This window comes from Streptomyces sp. NPDC054847 (assembly GCF_053610925.1).
This window is the reverse complement of record NZ_JBSGZJ010000150.1, coordinates 1-14,658: the sequence shown is the minus strand read 5'-3', so window position 1 is coordinate 14,658 and position 14,658 is coordinate 1. Positions and strand designations below refer to the sequence as shown.

The window sequence follows — 14,658 nt, the reverse complement described above, 5'->3', positions numbered from 1 at the left end:
GTTCCAGGGTCCGCCGCCTTCGGCATGCGGCACGAGGGGCGTCAGCCCTTGCGCGGCAGTGGCTTGCCCGTGTTCGCGTCGACGACCTTCCGGTCGTCCAGCGGCTCGTCCAGCGTCACGGACGCCTTGAGCTCCTTGGCCAGCATGATGCAGACCCGCTCGGGGTCCGGGTTCGTCTCCACGATCCGGACCTTCACCTGGTCACCGCTCTCGGTCGCCTTCGCCTCGTAGTTGCTGCACACGCCGCCCCAGAAGGTGACGGTCAGCGTCCGCCCCTGGACGCTGTACGAGATCTGGGCGGGGCCCTGGCCGGCCGGGTCCTCCGACGGATCCGCCGGAGCGATGTCGCGCGTCGGCGGCTCGGCGCTCTTGAGGAAACGCTCCTCCACGGCGGTCTGCGTCACCGTGAACGGCCGGCCCCCGTCCTTCGCCGCCACCTCGAACAGCCACGTCGGCACCAGTGCCTGCCGCCCGTCCACATACTGCGCGGAGAGCCCGAAGACGGCCTTGCCGATCGTCAGCCGCTCCGGCCCCGCGGTGGCGCTGTCGGGCTCGCAGGGTGCGTCCGGCTTGATCTCGCCCTCATGGGGGACCGGGGTGGCGCACCCGCCGATGCCGACGCGTCCGCTGTCCTTGCCCGCCTCGTTCAGCTGACCGACCGCCTCCTCGGCGGAGACCACCGGGTACGTGTCGCTCTTCGCGGGCTTCTTCAGCTGCCCGCTGCCGCCGACCACGGTGCCGTCCGCGCCCACCTGGACGCCCGTCGTCCAGCCGTACGTCGGCAGTCCGCCCACGACCGGATTCGCGTTCACCACACGCACCCCGCCCATCAGCTGGCCCGCGTTCAGCGCGGCGTCGCCCTGGCCAACGGCCTTCAGCAGGGGCGCCGCCGCCTTCTTCGCCTCGGCCTCGCTCACCGGCTCACCGCCCTCGCCCGCCGAGCCGCCCGAGGGGCAGCCCTTGCCCTTCAGGCAGTTGTCCCCGCCGGGGGAGGCGAAGCGGGCGAACGTCCAGGTCCCCGGGGCGTCCTTGTTCACCTGGAGTGTCGGCCCCTGGCCGTCCTTGACCGGCCCGATCTTCCAGGCGGGGCCCTCCAGACGTGGTGTCCCCGGCAGGCCGAGCGCCTTCGCCAGCCGCGTCACCTCCGCCTCCGTGACCGTCCCCGTCGCCCGGTGCACGGCCGCGCGGCCGGGCCCCTCCGGCAGGTCGCCCTTCGCGCTGTAGACGACGCCGCCCCCGGACGGGTCGGGCTCACCCGGCGCGATCCCGCTCTCGGTACCGCTCCCGCCGAGGTCCAGGGCCAACGGGGGAGGGTTCTTGGCTCCGGCGGCACCGCTCTTGGCGTCCGTGGCGTCCCCGCCCTCGGAGCCGGCGGTCGCGAAGTACGCACCGCCACCGCCGGCGACCAGCACCGCGGCCGCCACAGAGGCGACGACCAGCGGGGAACGCCGACGGCGGGGACTCTCCTGCGTGTTCTCCGTGCTGCTCACCGCATCGCTCCTTGTCTCGCGCCTCCTGCTGCGGAGGACACGTGTGGGACGGAGCGGGGGAGCACGTGGTTCCCTTCGCCTCTTCCCCGGGGCCGGCCGCAGGCGCCGGAGCCGCGGAGGGACCGGGCGGCGTCAGTCGCCGTACTCCGACATCGCGTCCACCAGCCGCGCGGACGCGGACGGCACCACGACACCGTGGATGAGGGACGGGTGCACGGGCGCGGGCGCCGCTGCCGCCGGTACGACCCAGTGTGGTGCCATCCGGGCGCAGTCGCCGCGCAGCTGGGCCAGACTGATCTCGGGCTCCCGTGGATCCCGCTGCGGCCGCGGCTCGAGCGCCGCCGTGTACTTGGTCATAGCCGCACCGTATGCACCTGGGAGTCCCGGAAAAAAGCCCTACTATCGGGTAGTTTCCGCACGTGGCCGGGTTCAGGGACCGGTAGCGTGGACTGTCACTGCCAGCCCGCCTCAGGAGCGCCTCACCGTGCGTATCGCAGTCACCGGCTCCATCGCCACCGACCATCTCATGACCTTCCCCGGCCGCTTCGCCGACCAGTTGGTCGCGGACCAGCTGCACACGGTCTCCCTCTCCTTCCTCGTCGACACGCTCGACGTGCGCAGGGGCGGTGTCGGGGCGAACATCTGCTTCGGCATGGGACAGCTCGGCACCGGCCCGATCCTCGTCGGCGCGGCGGGCTCGGACTTCGACGAGTACCGCGCCTGGCTCGACCGCCACGGCGTGGACACGGCGTCCGTCCGTATCTCGGAGGTCCTGCACACCGCCCGCTTCGTGTGCACCACCGACTCCGACCACAACCAGATCGGCTCCTTCTACACCGGGGCGATGAGCGAGGCCCGCCAGATCGAACTCCAGTCGGTGGCGGACCGCGTGGGCGGCCTCGACCTCGTCCTGATCGGCGCGGACGACCCAGAGGCGATGCTGCGCCACACCGAGGAGTGCCGTACGCGGGGCATCCCGTTCGCCGCGGACTTCTCGCAGCAGATCGCCCGGATGAACGGCGACGAGATCCGGATACTGCTGGACGGCGCGGCGTACCTCTTCTCCAACGAGTACGAGAAGGGGCTCATCGAGTCCAAGACCGGCTGGACCGACGAGGAGATCCTCGGCAAGGTCGGCCACCGGGTCACCACCCTCGGCTCGCGCGGCGTCCGCATCGAGTCCGCGGACGCGGACCCGATCGAGGTCGGTTGCCCCGACGAGGAGGCCAAGGTCGACCCCACCGGCGTCGGCGACGCGTTCCGCGCGGGCTTCCTCTCGGGCCTCTCGTGGGGCGTGGGCCTGGAGCGCGCGGCGCAGGTGGGCTGCATGCTGGCGACGCTGGTGATCGAGACGCTCGGCACGCAGGAGTACACGCTGCGGCGGGCGCACTTCATGGAGCGCTTCACGAAGGCGTACGGGGACGAGGCGGCGGCGGAGGTCCGCGAACACCTGTCCTGACGGAACGCGCCCCGCCGCGCGTCTCCCCGCACGGCGGGCAACCCCGGACCCGACCCGGCCCCCGTCACGGGGCTCCGCCGGTCTCGGCTGCCGGTCTAGGCCTGGGCCCGTCACGGGGCTCCGCCAAGTCTCGGCTGCCGGTCTCGGCCCGGTCGGCTCGGGGCCGTCACGGGGCTTCGCCGGTCTCGGCCCGGGCCTGCCACTGAGCTTCGCCGGTCTCGGCTGCCGGTCTCGGCCCGGGGCCGCCACGGGGCTCCGCGGGTTCCCGCTGCCGGTCTGGGCTGGGGCCCACCACCGGGCTTCGCCGGTCCCCGGTGCCGCGCTCGGCTCGGGCCCACCACCGGGCTTCGCCGGACCCGGCCCGGGCCCCGTCACGGGGCTTCGCCGGTCTCGGCTGCCGGTCTCGGCCCGGGCCCACCACCGCGCGGGCTGACTTTGTCAGCCTCGCCGGCGTTTGAGGCGCGGGGGTCCGGTGGGGGTCCCCCCACGCCGCCGGGCGTAGGGGGAGGAGCCCCCGAAACACCGCGCAACGCGCGGTACGGGCCCGGGCGGAGCCCCCACGCGGCGGAGCCGCACATCGGTACAGCGGGAAGGGGCGGGGAGGGGAAAACGCGTCAGCGCAAGCGCCGCACCACGTACGCCACCCCCGCCTCCGCCCCCCGTTCCCCCACGTACTCCTGCCCCCGCATCCCGCACCACGCCGGGATGTCCAGGCGGGCCGCCTCGTCGTCGGAGAGCACCGTGACCGTGCGGCCGACCGGCACCTCGCCGATGACCTTCGCCAGTTCGATCACCGGGATCGGGCACCGCCGCCCGAGAGTGTCCAGCACCAGGGACTCGGACGCCTCCGAGGGCTCCGACGAGGGCTCCGACGAACGCTCCGACGAACGCTCCGACGACGGAGACGCACCCGCCCCCTCCGCAGACGCAGCCGCCGCCGCAGGCGCCGGCGCGCCGAACCGCTCCCGTACCCCCGCCACCAGCCCCGGCAGCACCGCCAGAAAGCGGTCGACGTCCTCCTCCGAGGTGTCGAACGGCGCCAGCGACACCCGTACGTTGCCCTCCGAGAGGACGCCCATCGCCCTCAGCACATGGCTCGGGATCAGCGTGCTGCTCGTGCACGACGAGCCGGAGGACACGGAGAAACCGGCCCGGTCCAGTTCGTGCAGCAGGGTCTCGCCGTCGACATAGAGACAGGAGAACGTCACGACGTGCGGCAGGCGCCGCACGGGGTCGCCGACCACCTCCACGTCGGGCACCAGCTCTGGCACCCGCGCGCGGATCCGGTCCACCAGGGCCCGCAGCCGGGCCGACTCGGCGGCCGCTTCGGCACGTACGGCCCGGAGCGAGGCGGCCGCCGCGACGATCGCCGGGATGTTCTGGAATCCGGCGGACCGGCCCGACTCCCGCTCGTCGGCGGGGCCTTGCGGGGCGAAGCGGACGCCCTTGCGCACGGCGAGCAGTCCGACGCCCGACGGGCCGCCCCATTTGTGCGCGCTCGCGGTCAGCAGCGACCAGTCCCCTTCCACGGCACCCCAGGCGAGCGACTGCGCCGCGTCCACCAGGAGAGGCACGCCCAGGGACCGGCATGCCTCGGCCACTTCCCGCACGGGCTGCTCGGTGCCCACCTCGTGGTTGGCGGACTGCAGGCAGGCCAGGGCCGTGGTCTCGCCGAGTTCGGCGGCGTACGCGTCCGGTGCGACGGCTCCGTGCCGGTCGACGCCGACCTCCGTCACCGAACCGCCGGCGGCCTCCCATGCCTCCGCCGCGTGGAGCACGGCGGAGTGTTCGACGGCAGAGACGACGAGCCGCCGGCCGACACGCCGACGCCCCGCGAGCGCACCGGAGACACCGGCGTGGATCGCCTGCGTCCCCGAAGGAGTGAACACGAGCTCGTCGGGGCGGCAGCCGACGGCGTCGGCCGCGGCCTCCCTGGCGGCGTCGAGGAGCAGCCGGGCGCGGCGGCCCTCGCGGTACAGCCGGGCGGGGTCGGCCCAGCCCTCGTCGAGGGAGGCCTGCAGAGCCTGGCGGGCGACGGGGTGCAGGGGAGCGGCGGAGGCGGCGTCGAAATAGGGCACGTCATCACGCTAACCCCGGCCAGGACACGGAGTGTCAGTTGCCTGCCGGAATCGGGCATTCCAGGGCGCTCCGCACCTACCCCGAAGGGAGCAGCCACCCCTTCGGGGTGCCGGACGGCGCGTTGGGCACCCTCCCCGCGCGACCCCAAATAGCGTCCAGTAGGGTTTGGTCCGCATAAACATCCAAACCCCTGCCCGCGTCAGGGCCGGCGACCGACCAGCGAGACGGCCGCAGCCCGGCCGCGCGGGCCGAGACTCTCGGGAAGGCGCTACGTGAGTCCCAACGGCTCCGACCGCTCGTCGCGGCGCCCGATGCGGCGGAAGCTGCCGCAGGTGCTGACTGCGGGCCTGATCCTGGCTACCGCCTCCGGTTGCTCATACAACTGGGAGGATTTTCCCCGCCTCGGAATGCCCACCCCCGTCACGGAGGAGGCGCCGCGGATCCTCTCCCTCTGGCAGGGCTCGTGGGCGGCTGCGCTCGCCACGGGCGTGCTGGTGTGGGGCCTGATCCTGTGGAGTGTGTTCTTCCACCGGCGCAGCCGCACCAAGGTGGAGATCCCTCCGCAGACCCGGTACAACATGCCGATAGAGGCGTTGTACACCGTGGTTCCGATCATCATCGTGTCGGTCTTCTTCTACTTCACCGCGCGTGACGAGTCGAAGCTCCTCGCGCTCTCCGACAAGCCCGCCCACACCATCAACGTGGTCGGCTACCAGTGGAGCTGGGGCTTCAACTACCTCGAGGACGTGGACGGGAACCCGGCCACCGGGGACGCGGCCGCGGACAAGGAACTGAACGCGATCCCGGACAAGTACACCAATGACTTCCCGGCGGGTGCGGAGGGCGTCTACGACGCCGGTATTCCCGGCACCCGGAACCCGCAGAACGGCAACCCCGGCCCCACGCTGTGGCTGCCCAAGGGGGAGAAGGTCCGGTTCGTCCTGACCTCGCGTGACGTCATCCACTCCTTCTGGGTGGTCCCCTTCCTCATGAAGCAGGACGTCATCCCCGGCCACACCAATGTCTTCGAGGTGACCCCCAGCCGCGAGGGCACCTTCATGGGCAAGTGCGCCGAGCTCTGCGGCGTCGACCATTCGCGGATGCTCTTCAACGTCAAGGTCGTCTCCCCGGAGCGCTACCAGCAGCATCTGAAGGAGCTTGCCGAGAAGGGGCAGACCGGCTTCATCCCGTCTGGCATCGAGCAGACGGACCCGGCCAGGAATGCGGAGAAGAACCAACTGTGAGCATCCTCAACGAATCCCAGGGTGCCGCCGTGGCGGACGAAGACTCGTACGAGAACGAGCTGCCGGTACGGCGCAAGCAGCCCGGCAATGTCGTCGTGAAGTGGCTGACGACCACCGACCACAAGACGATCGGCACGCTCTACCTCGTCACCTCGTTCGTGTTCTTCTGCATCGGTGGCCTGATGGCGCTCTTCATGCGCGCCGAGCTGGCCCGGCCGGGCACGCAGATCATGTCGAACGAGCAGTTCAACCAGGCGTTCACGATGCACGGCACGATCATGCTGCTGATGTTCGCGACGCCGCTGTTCGCCGGTTTCGCGAACTGGATCATGCCGCTGCAGATCGGCGCGCCGGACGTGGCCTTCCCGCGTCTGAACATGTTCGCGTACTGGCTGTACCTCTTCGGCTCGCTGATCGCGGTGGCCGGCTTCCTCACCCCGCAGGGTGCGGCCGACTTCGGCTGGTTCGCCTACTCCCCGCTGTCGGACGCGGTCCGTTCGCCGGGTGTCGGCGCCGACATGTGGATCATGGGTCTGGCCTTCTCCGGCTTCGGCACGATCCTCGGCTCGGTCAACTTCATCACCACGATCATCTGCATGCGCGCTCCCGGCATGACGATGTTCCGGATGCCGATCTTCACCTGGAACGTGCTGCTGACCGGTGTGCTGGTCCTGCTCGCCTTCCCGGTGCTCGCGGCAGCGCTGTTCGCCCTGGAGGCGGACCGCAAGTTCGGCGCCCACATCTTCGACGCCTCCAACGGCGGCGCGTTGCTGTGGCAGCACCTCTTCTGGTTCTTCGGGCACCCAGAGGTGTACATCATCGCCCTGCCGTTCTTCGGCATCGTCTCGGAGATCATTCCGGTCTTCTCCCGTAAGCCGATGTTCGGTTACATCGGTCTCATCGGTGCGACGATCGCGATCGCCGGTCTGTCCGTGACGGTGTGGGCGCACCACATGTACGTCACAGGCGGCGTGCTGTTGCCGTTCTTCTCGTTCATGACGTTCCTCATCGCGGTGCCGACCGGTGTGAAGTTCTTCAACTGGATCGGCACGATGTGGAAGGGGTCGTTGTCCTTCGAGACACCGATGCTCTGGACCATCGGCTTCCTGGTCACCTTCACCTTCGGTGGCCTGACCGGTGTCATCCTGGCGTCGCCGCCGCTGGACTTCCACGTCTCCGACTCGTACTTCGTCGTCGCGCACTTCCACTACGTCGTCTTCGGCACCGTGGTCTTCGCGATGTTCGCCGGATTCCACTACTGGTGGCCGAAGTTCACGGGCAAGATGCTGGACGAGCGGCTCGGCAAGATCACGTTCTGGACGCTGTTCATCGGCTTCCACGGCACGTTCCTGGTGCAGCACTGGCTGGGAGCCGAGGGCATGCCCCGTCGGTACGCGGACTACCTCGCCGCCGACGGCTTCACCGCCCTGAACACGATCTCCACGATCGCGTCGTTCGTGCTGGGCCTGTCGATGCTCCCCTTCATGTACAACGTCTGGAAGACGGCGAAGTACGGCAAGAAGGTCGAGGTCGACGACCCGTGGGGCTACGGCCGTTCGCTCGAGTGGGCGACCTCCTGCCCGCCGCCGCGGCACAACTTCCTCACCCTGCCGCGCATCCGCAGTGAATCGCCCGCGTTCGACCTGCACCACCCGGAGATCGCGGCTCTCGACCAGCTCGAGGACAGCGGCCACGGTGCCCCGGTGGCGGCCGTCGGCAAGGAGGAGAGCAAGTGAAGATCCAGGGCAAGATGTTCCTCTGGCTGAGCGTCTTCATCCTGGCCGTCGCCATCCTGTACGGCGTCTGGTCGAAGGAGCCTGCCGGTACCACCGCGCTCTTCCTGGCCTTCGGCCTGAGCGTCATGATCGGCTACTACCTGGCCTTCACGGCCCGGCGGGTGGACGCCATGGCCCAGGACAACAAGGAAGCCGACGTGGCCGACGAGGCCGGCGAGGTGGGGTTCTTCTCCCCGCACAGCTGGCAGCCGCTCTCCCTGGGCATCGGCGGCGCGCTCGCCTTCCTGGGTGTGGCGCTCGGCTGGTGGCTGCTGTACTTCTCGCTGCCGCTGATCCTGGTCGGTCTCTTCGGCTGGGTGTTCGAGTACTACCGCGGTGAGAGCCAGAACCAGTAACAACGCCTGAGAAACACGGCACGGGCCCGGATCACCTCACTCCAATGAGGTGATCCGGGCCCACTCTTTTGGAGTCATCCGGCGCGCCGTGGCTGACGAACCTTCATAGCGTGTGCTCATGAACCACACGCCTCGTATCCGTGCCGTCAGCGGCATCGCGCTGGTCGTCTCCCTCGGTGTGGTCGCTACCGCGTGTGGCGAACCGGACCGGCACCCCCTGTCCGCGGCGCCGTACGACGCGGCGCGGCAGGTGAGCTTCAACACCGGGTCAGACTCGAAGGTGGACCCCGAGAAGCCCTTGGAAGTCACGTCCAAGGGCGACGGCGGCCGGATCACGGACGTCACCGTCATGGACGAAGCGGGCCACTACCTCGCCGGCGAACTCGCCGCGGACGGCGTCCGCTGGCGCTCCACGGCCCCGCTCGCCGCCGGCGCGAAGTACACCGTCCGGGTCTCCACCGAGGACGACGAGGGCGCTCCGGGGCTGCGCACGATGCTCTTCGAGACGGCGCCCGCCAAGCGGTTCCTCACCGCCGAGTTCGGCCCCAAGGCCGGCACGTACGGCGTGGGGCAGCCCATCACGGCCAAGCTCAGCCTCGCCGTCGCCGACGGCAAGGGCAGGGCCGTCGTCGAACGCGCCCTGAAGATCAGTTCGAAGCCGGCCGTCGAGGGTTCCTGGCACTGGGTCGACGACAAGACGCTGCACTACCGCCCGAGGGACTACTGGCCCGCGGGTGCCGTCGTGAACGCCACCAGCAATCTCCAGGGCGTCAAGGTCGCGGGCAAGCTCTACGGCGGCCGCTCGAAGCCGCTGAAGATCACCATCGGCGACCGCCTCGAAGCCGTCACCGACGCCGGGTCGCACACCATGACGGTGATGCGCGACGGAGAAGTGATCAAGACCATGCCGGTCACCACCGGCAAGCCGGGCTTCGACACGCGCAACGGCATCAAGGTCGTGCTGGGCAAGGAGTACTTCGTACGGATGCGCAGCACCAGCATCGGCATCGCCGAGGGCAGCTCCGAGTCCTACGACCTGCCCGTCTACTACGCGACCCGGGTGACCTGGAGCGGCGAATACGTCCATGCGGCGCCCTGGTCGGTCGGTTCACAGGGCGCGGCGAACGTCAGCCACGGCTGCACCGGGATGTCCATGGAGAACGCCGAATGGTTCTACAAGACCGTTCGTGAGGGTGACATCGTCAAGGTCATAAATAGCTACGGTGACATGATGGACACGTTCGGTAACGGCTTCGGCGACTGGAACCTGTCCTGGGACAAGTGGCTCAAGGGCAGCGCCCTGGTCGCCGGCTCCGACGCGGCGGCCGGCAACGTCACCGAAGTCTCCGCCCGCCTGCGCCCCCGGGTCTGACCGGCCCCTCCCGGGGCCTCAGGCCTCGATGGAGAGCCTGCTGCGCAGCAGGGCCGCCAGTGAGGCGGCGAACTCCACCGGGTCCACCGGCAGCGTCACCGCGGCCTCCGCACGGCTCCAGGTGGCCAGCCAGGCGTCCTGCGGGCGGCCGATCAGCAGCAGCACCGGCGGGCATTCGAAGATCTCGTCCTTGATCTGCCGGCACACGCCCATACCGCCCGCCGGGACGGTCTCGCCGTCCAGGACGCAGACGTCGATCCCGCCCTCGTCAAGGGCCTTGAGGACGGCGGGCAGGGTCGCGCACTCCACGAACCGCACCGGCGGAACGTCGGGGGCCGGCCTGCGCCCCGCCGCCAGCCTGACCTGCTCGCGGGTGTTGGAGTCGTCGCTGTAGACCAGGACCGTGGCGCTCGACTGCATGGTTCCTCCGCACTCGTTCGATCAGGCTTGTTGCGGCGGATGCTACTCCGTCCCACTGCCTGTCAACAGCGGTTCGGACACGCCTTCGATGGGCCGTTCGGCTCCCCCTGAACGCCCCCGGGGAGTGGGAACACTCCGAACGGCACCCCCCGGAGTGAGGGCGGGATAAGCGACCGACATAATGTCGGTCGTGGCGACAGCAACGACAGTAGAAACCGGGCACGCGCACCCGTCGGTCAATCGACCGAACCTCACCAGCGTCGGAACCATCATCTGGCTGAGTTCCGAGCTGATGTTCTTCGCGGCCCTCTTCGCGATGTACTTCACCCTGCGATCGGTGACGGGTGCCGACTTCTGGGCAGAGAAAGCCGATGCGCTGAACTTCCCGTTCTCGGCGACCAACACCACGATCCTGGTGCTCTCTTCACTCACCTGCCAGCTCGGCGTGTTCGCCGCTGAGCGGGGCGACGTGAAGAAGCTCCGCACCTGGTTCGTGATCACATTCGTGATGGGTGCCATCTTCATCGGCGGTCAGGTCTTCGAGTACACCGAGCTGGTCAAGCACGAGGGGCTCTCCCTCTCGTCTGACCCGTACGGCTCGGTGTTCTACCTGACCACCGGTTTCCACGGCCTGCACGTGACGGGCGGTCTCATCGCCTTCCTGCTGGTCCTGGGAAGGACCTACGCGGCCAGGAGATTCACCCATGAGCAGGCAACCGCCGCCATCGTCGTGTCCTACTACTGGCACTTCGTCGATGTCGTCTGGATCGGCCTCTTCGCCACGATCTACATGATCAAGTAATCGGCGCGGGCGGTTCGTCCCCGAGCGGACACCGCCTGAAGCAGACACAGTCCAGAAGCATCGACGCAGAAGATCCTGACACCGGGGTAATCCGTGAAAAAGCTCTCCGCACGACGACGCCATCCGCTGGCGGCGGTCGTCGTCCTACTCCTCGCGCTGGCGGCCACTGGGGGGCTGTACGCCGCGTTCGCACCCGCGGACAAGGCGCAGGCCGACACAACCGCCCAGTCCCTCGCCATCAAGGAGGGGCAGAAGCTCTACACCGTCGGCTGCGCAAGCTGCCACGGAACCGGCGGTCAGGGCACCTCAGACGGCCCGTCCCTGGTCGGTGTCGGCTCCGCCGCCGTCGACTTCCAGGTCGGCACGGGGCGCATGCCCGCCCAGCAGCCCGGCGCGCAGGTGCCGAAGAAGAAGAACATCTACACGCAGGCCGAGATCGACCAGCTCGCGGCCTACGTCGCCTCCCTGGGCGCCGGTCCGATCACGCCGACCGAGAAGCAGTACAGCCCGGAGGGCGCGGACATCGCCAAGGGTGGCGAGCTGTTCCGCAACAACTGCGCCCAGTGCCACAACTTCACCGGTGAGGGCGGCGCGCTGACCGAGGGCAAGTACGCCCCGAGTCTGGAGGGCGTCAGCCCCAAGCACCTCTACGAGGCCATGCAGACCGGCCCGCAGAACATGCCGTCCTTCCCCGACACGACGATGCCCGAGCAGCAGAAGCGGGACATCATCGCGTACGTCAAGACCGTGAACGGCGAGGAGACGCCGACGCCCGGCGGATTCGCGCTCGGTGGCCTGGGTCCGGTAGCCGAGGGCCTGTTCGGCTGGATCTTCGGTCTCGGTTCGCTGATCGCTGTTGCCATCTGGGTCGCGGCCCACACCGCTAAGGCCAAGAAGTCATGAGTAGCCAAGACATTCCAGAAGAGAACCTGCCCGCAGAGCAGGGCGCCGCGCACGACGCGGCCCACGGTGGCACCACCGCCGTCGCACAGCGCCACGACGATCCGTTCGCCGATCCTGGACTGCCGGCCCACAAGCCGCGCATCCAGGACATCGACGAGCGGGCCGCCAAGCGCTCCGAGCGCGCCGTTGCCTTCATGTTCACGCTGTCGATGCTGGCCACGATCGGCTTCATCGCCGCGTTCGTGATCTTCCCGGTCGACAAGATCGTCTACATCTGGCCGTTCGGGCACATCAGCGCGCTGAACTTCTCGCTGGGTGTGACGCTGGGCCTCGCGCTCTTCTGCATCGGCGCGGGCGCCGTCCACTGGGCGCGCACCCTGATGTCCGACGTGGAGGTCGCCGACGACCGGCACGCGATCGAGGCCGAGCCCGAGGTCAAGGCCAAGGTCCTGGCCGACTTCGCGGACGGTGCCCGGGAGTCCGCGATCGGACGGCGCAAGCTGATCCGCAACACCATGTTCGGCGCGCTGGCCATGGTGCCGCTCTCCGGTGTGGTCCTGCTGCGCGAGCTCGGCCCGCTGCCCGAGGACAAGCTCCGCAAGACGCTGTGGGCCAAGGGCAAGCAGCTCATCAACATGAACACCAACGAGCCGCTGCGTCCCGAGGACGTCGCGGTGGGTTCGCTGACCTTCGTCATGCCCGAGGGCCTGAAGGAGAGCGACCACAACTTCAACACCGAGATCGCCAAGGCGGCCGTGATGATCGTCCGGCTCCAGCCGGAGGACATCAAGGACAAGCGTGAGCTCGAGTGGTCCCACGACGGCATCGTGGCCTACTCGAAGATCTGCACGCACGTCGGTTGCCCGATCAGCCTGTACGAGCAGCAGACGCACCACGTCCTCTGCCCGTGCCACCAGTCCACCTTCGACCTCTCCGACGGCGCCCGCGTCATCTTCGGTCCGGCCGGTCACCCGCTTCCGCAGTTGCGGATCGGCGTGAACGCCGAGGGCAACCTCGAGGCGCTCGGCGACTTCGAAGAGCCCGTCGGTCCTGCCTTCTGGGAGCGCGGATGAGCACTGCAACGGATACGAAGAAGAAGGCGCCCGCCGGCGAGCGGGTGGCCGACTGGGCGGACGGCAGGCTCGGGATCTACTCGTTGGCCAAGGCCAACATGCGCAAGATCTTCCCGGACCACTGGTCCTTCATGCTCGGTGAGATCGCGCTCTACAGCTTCATCATCATCATCCTCACGGGTGTGTACCTGACGCTGTTCTTCCACCCGAGCATGAACGAGATCGAGTACCACGGCTCGTACGTGCCGATGCAGGGCATCCGGATGACCGAGGCGTACGCCTCGACCCTGGACATCAGCTTCGACGTCCGCGGTGGTCTGCTGATCCGGCAGATCCACCACTGGGCCGCGCTGATCTTCCTCGCCGCGATGTTCGTGCACATGATGCGCGTGTTCTTCACGGGCGCGTTCCGCAAGCCGCGTGAGATCAACTGGCTGTTCGGCTTCCTGCTGTTCGTCCTCGGCATGTTCACCGGCTTCACCGGTTACTCGCTCCCGGACGACCTGCTCTCCGGCACCGGTGTCCGCTTCACGCAGGGCGCGATCCTGTCGATGCCGATCGTCGGCACGTACATCTCGATGTTCCTGTTCGGCGGCGAGTTCCCCGGCCACGACATGGTGGCGCGGTTCTACTCGATCCACATCCTGCTGCTGCCGGGCATCATGCTCGGTCTCGTGGTGGCGCACCTGATCCTGGTCTTCTACCACAAGCACACCCAGTTCGCGGGCCCCGGCCGTACGAACAAGAACGTCGTCGGCATGCCGCTGCTGCCGGTGTACATGGCCAAGGCCGGAGGCTTCTTCTTCCTGGTCTTCGGTGTCATCGCACTGATCGCGGGCATGTTCACGATCAACCCGGTGTGGGCCCTCGGCCCGTACCGTCCGGACCATGTGTCCACCGGCGCGCAGCCCGACTGGTACATGGGCTTCGCCGAGGGTCTGGTCCGAGTGATGCCGGGCTGGGAGATCAACCTGTGGGGCCACACCCTGGTCCTCGGCGTGTTCATCCCGCTGGTCCTCTTCGGTGTCGTCCTCGCGGCGCTCGCGGTCTACCCCTTCATCGAGTCGTGGATCACCGGCGACAAGCGCGAGCACCACATCCTGGACCGCCCGCGCAACGCCCCGACGCGGACCGCGCTGGGTGTCGCCTGGGTGACCGGCTACGTGATCATGCTGCTCGGTGGCGGAAACGACATCTTCGCGACGCACTTCCACATGTCGATCAACGCGATCACCTGGTTCGTGCGCATCACGTACTTCGTCGGACCGGTCCTCGCGTTCATCATCACCAAGCGGATCTGCCTGGGTCTGCAGCGGCGCGACAAGGACAAGGTGCTGCACGGACGCGAGTCCGGCATCATCAAGCGCCTGCCGCACGGTGAGTTCGTCGAGGTGCACGAGCCGCTGGCGCAGGGCGACCTGTACAAGCTCACCGCGCACGAGCAGTACAAGCCCGCGGAGATCGGCCCGACCGTCGACGAGAACGGCGTCCGCCGCAAGGTGAAGCTCACCGAGAAGCTGCGCGCCAGGCTCAGCAAGAGCTACTACGGCGAGCACAACCAGATCGACAAGCCCACCGCGGACGAGTACAAGGAGCTCACGAGCGGCCACGGCCACCACTGATCGCCCGACGGACACGTCCGGCAGACACGTCGCCACAGCGAAGGGCCCCGTCCACTCGATGGA

At 68.8% G+C, this 14,658-nt stretch carries 13 protein-coding genes; 9 read left to right on the top strand and 4 right to left on the bottom strand.

Annotation, left to right across the window (positions count from 1 at the left end):
* Positions 1–41 precede the first annotated feature (41 nt).
* Both ACWGH4_RS17225 and ACWGH4_RS17220 read right to left on the bottom strand, forming a co-directional pair.
* Positions 42–1,490: a hypothetical protein gene (locus ACWGH4_RS17225; RefSeq protein WP_453461284.1), complete on the bottom strand. Its 1,449-nt coding sequence runs from the start codon at positions 1,488–1,490 to the stop codon at positions 42–44.
* A 132-nt stretch (positions 1,491–1,622) separates the two neighbouring features.
* Positions 1,623–1,847, bottom strand: a complete 225-nt coding sequence (locus ACWGH4_RS17220; RefSeq protein ID WP_441262617.1) for a hypothetical protein — start codon at positions 1,845–1,847, stop codon at positions 1,623–1,625.
* A 127-nt stretch (positions 1,848–1,974) separates the two neighbouring features.
* Between ACWGH4_RS17220 and ACWGH4_RS17215 the strand changes: the two genes are divergently transcribed.
* A complete protein-coding gene (locus ACWGH4_RS17215; RefSeq protein ID WP_441262616.1) occupies positions 1,975–2,949 on the top strand; it encodes a PfkB family carbohydrate kinase in 975 nt (324 codons plus the stop codon).
* Positions 2,950–3,563: 614 nt separating this feature from the next.
* On the opposite strand, the gene ACWGH4_RS17210 is transcribed toward ACWGH4_RS17215, so the two are convergent.
* Positions 3,564–5,027, bottom strand: coding sequence for an aminotransferase class V-fold PLP-dependent enzyme (locus tag ACWGH4_RS17210; RefSeq protein ID WP_453461280.1), 1,464 nt, complete (start codon positions 5,025–5,027; stop codon positions 3,564–3,566).
* A gap of 273 nt (positions 5,028–5,300) precedes the next feature.
* Here ACWGH4_RS17210 and ctaC point away from each other — a divergent pair, with 273 nt between their 5' ends.
* The 4 genes from ctaC to ACWGH4_RS17190 all read left to right on the top strand — a co-directional run bounded on the left by ctaC (position 5,301) and on the right by ACWGH4_RS17190 (position 9,775).
* Positions 5,301–6,272 (top strand): aa3-type cytochrome oxidase subunit II, encoded by a 972-nt coding sequence (gene ctaC / locus ACWGH4_RS17205; RefSeq protein WP_453461277.1) that lies wholly within the window; start codon positions 5,301–5,303, stop codon positions 6,270–6,272.
* Positions 6,269–8,008: an aa3-type cytochrome oxidase subunit I gene (gene ctaD, locus ACWGH4_RS17200; protein WP_453461274.1), complete on the top strand. Its 1,740-nt coding sequence runs from the start codon at positions 6,269–6,271 to the stop codon at positions 8,006–8,008. Before ctaC ends, ctaD begins: the two co-directional genes overlap by 4 nt.
* Positions 8,005–8,403 (top strand): cytochrome c oxidase subunit 4, encoded by a 399-nt coding sequence (locus ACWGH4_RS17195; RefSeq protein WP_453461271.1) that lies wholly within the window; start codon positions 8,005–8,007, stop codon positions 8,401–8,403. Before ctaD ends, ACWGH4_RS17195 begins: the two co-directional genes overlap by 4 nt.
* Before the next feature lie 118 nt (positions 8,404–8,521).
* Positions 8,522–9,775: an Ig-like domain-containing protein gene (locus ACWGH4_RS17190; protein WP_453461268.1), complete on the top strand. Its 1,254-nt coding sequence runs from the start codon at positions 8,522–8,524 to the stop codon at positions 9,773–9,775.
* 18 nt (positions 9,776–9,793) lie between these two features.
* Here ACWGH4_RS17190 and ACWGH4_RS17185 read toward each other — a convergent pair whose 3' ends face one another.
* A complete protein-coding gene (locus tag ACWGH4_RS17185; RefSeq protein ID WP_360046378.1) occupies positions 9,794–10,195 on the bottom strand; it encodes a DNA-binding transcriptional response regulator in 402 nt (133 codons plus the stop codon).
* A gap of 181 nt (positions 10,196–10,376) precedes the next feature.
* Here ACWGH4_RS17185 and ctaE point away from each other — a divergent pair, with 181 nt between their 5' ends.
* The 4 genes from ctaE (at position 10,377) to qcrB (ending at position 14,595) form a co-directional block, all read left to right on the top strand.
* A complete protein-coding gene (gene ctaE, locus ACWGH4_RS17180; RefSeq protein WP_307705952.1) occupies positions 10,377–10,997 on the top strand; it encodes an aa3-type cytochrome oxidase subunit III in 621 nt (206 codons plus the stop codon).
* 93 nt (positions 10,998–11,090) lie between these two features.
* Positions 11,091–11,900 (top strand): cytochrome bc1 complex diheme cytochrome c subunit, encoded by an 810-nt coding sequence (gene qcrC / locus ACWGH4_RS17175; RefSeq protein WP_441264247.1) that lies wholly within the window; start codon positions 11,091–11,093, stop codon positions 11,898–11,900.
* Entirely contained in the window at positions 11,897–12,973 is a 1,077-nt protein-coding gene (gene qcrA, locus ACWGH4_RS17170) for a cytochrome bc1 complex Rieske iron-sulfur subunit (RefSeq protein WP_441264248.1), read from the top strand. The genes qcrC and qcrA overlap by 4 nt, the downstream gene beginning before the upstream one ends.
* Positions 12,970–14,595 (top strand): cytochrome bc1 complex cytochrome b subunit, encoded by a 1,626-nt coding sequence (gene qcrB, locus ACWGH4_RS17165; RefSeq protein WP_453461263.1) that lies wholly within the window; start codon positions 12,970–12,972, stop codon positions 14,593–14,595. The genes qcrA and qcrB overlap by 4 nt, the downstream gene beginning before the upstream one ends.
* The last annotated feature ends 63 nt before the right edge of the window (positions 14,596–14,658 follow it).

What these genes read in the sequence shown, in the direction of transcription:
- ctaE (WP_307705952.1), top strand. Translation starts at nt 10,377, where the DNA reads ATGTCGGTCGTGGCGACAGCAACGACAGTAGAAACCGGGCACGCGCAC.
- qcrB (WP_453461263.1), top strand. Translation starts at nt 12,970, where the DNA reads ATGAGCACTGCAACGGATACGAAGAAGAAGGCGCCCGCCGGCGAGCGG.
- qcrA (WP_441264248.1), top strand. Translation starts at nt 11,897, where the DNA reads ATGAGTAGCCAAGACATTCCAGAAGAGAACCTGCCCGCAGAGCAGGGC.
- ACWGH4_RS17190 (WP_453461268.1), top strand. Translation starts at nt 8,522, where the DNA reads ATGAACCACACGCCTCGTATCCGTGCCGTCAGCGGCATCGCGCTGGTC.
- ACWGH4_RS17220 (WP_441262617.1), bottom strand. Translation starts at nt 1,847, where the DNA reads ATGACCAAGTACACGGCGGCGCTCGAGCCGCGGCCGCAGCGGGATCCA.
- ACWGH4_RS17185 (WP_360046378.1), bottom strand. Translation starts at nt 10,195, where the DNA reads ATGCAGTCGAGCGCCACGGTCCTGGTCTACAGCGACGACTCCAACACC.